The sequence below is a fragment of the Brevibacillus soli genome (assembly GCF_044759095.2).
GTDB lineage: Bacteria > Bacillota > Bacilli > Brevibacillales > Brevibacillaceae > JBIYSM02.
The window spans coordinates 1-1,031 of record NZ_JBIYSM020000101.1 but is presented as its reverse complement, the minus strand read 5'-3'; the positions used below and the strand labels follow the sequence as shown (position 1 = coordinate 1,031).

At 45.3% G+C, this 1,031-nt stretch carries 1 protein-coding gene; it reads right to left on the bottom strand.

Going from position 1 to position 1,031, the window contains the following annotated elements:
* Positions 1-102: 102 nt before the first annotated feature.
* Positions 103-867 carry a MerR family transcriptional regulator gene (locus tag ACE99V_RS20295; protein ID WP_400493004.1) on the bottom strand — a complete coding sequence of 255 codons (765 nt, stop codon included), beginning with the start codon at positions 865-867 and terminating at the stop codon, positions 103-105.
* Between the last annotated feature and the right edge of the window lie 164 nt (positions 868-1,031).

Sequence of the window (1,031 nt, the reverse complement as noted above, 5' to 3'; positions counted from 1 at the left end):
CTTTCCGGAACGCATAAAAAGTTTCCTCTAACGAAGAACCAGCTTCTTCGAGAGGGCTTCAATCGAAGCTTTTTTTAAGGAAGAACCTGGGGAGTGCCTGGATTACAGGTTTTGGTCTGCGTAGATTTTTATGGCATCTCGAAGGTATTCAGCAAGCTGAGGGTGGTACTTCTCATAAAATTTGCGGAAGTCGGGATGATCCACATAGAGGTCACCGAGACCCGCATACACTTCTTTTGTAGGAGTGTAAAAGTTGTTGATCCATTCGAAGTGCTTTTGGACGAGCTTTTGCACTTCTGGAGAGTCTACCGCTTCGCCTCGCTCAATCGCTGCTGCGAATTCTTTGTGAAACTCCTCTCCTTGCGCTGCAACTTTGTCCCAATCTTCTTTTTTCCACTTGCTTGTACGTTCTACACTCTCATCGATGTATGTTTCAGAGCCTTTTCCGTAGGTGTCCTTGATTTCCTGGATGTATTTTTCCTGCTGCTCTTTGCTGAAGCCTTGATACATCTCATGGGTAGGCATGCGTATCTCTCCTTTTAAATGATCGATGGTCTTGTCGATCGTGTTCATGAGTTCTTGCAGCCGTTCGGCTTTTTTCTGAAGGAGGATGCGATGAGCTTGTAGTGCCTTCACTCGATCAAAGGAATCGCTGTGCATGAGCTCCTTTATCTCAACAAGAGATAGATCGAGCTCTCGGAAAAACAGAATCTGCTGCAGCAAAAGAAGCTGTTCCTCCTCATAGTAGCGATATCCATTCTCCCCCAGAAACGCAGGCTTCAGCAGCCCTATCTCATCGTAGTAATGGAGAGTCCGGACACTCACTCCTGACAGATGAGAGACTTCTTTAACGGTGAATGGCATCATTGTGCACCTCCTGATTGAAGAATAAGGGATGACGCAACGTAAGTGTCAATGGGGGGACAGTGGAAATGATTAGGGAAATAAAAGGTCTGTCAATAGTCTGTGAAAATGTCACCTTATCTGTTCAGTGAAAATGTCACTTGAATATCAAATAAAGTGCCCCAGTG

Bases quoted from the DNA above. Each gene is read 5' to 3' on its own strand.
- ACE99V_RS20295 (WP_400493004.1), bottom strand. From the start codon at position 867: ATGATGCCATTCACCGTTAAAGAAGTCTCTCATCTGTCAGGAGTGAGT.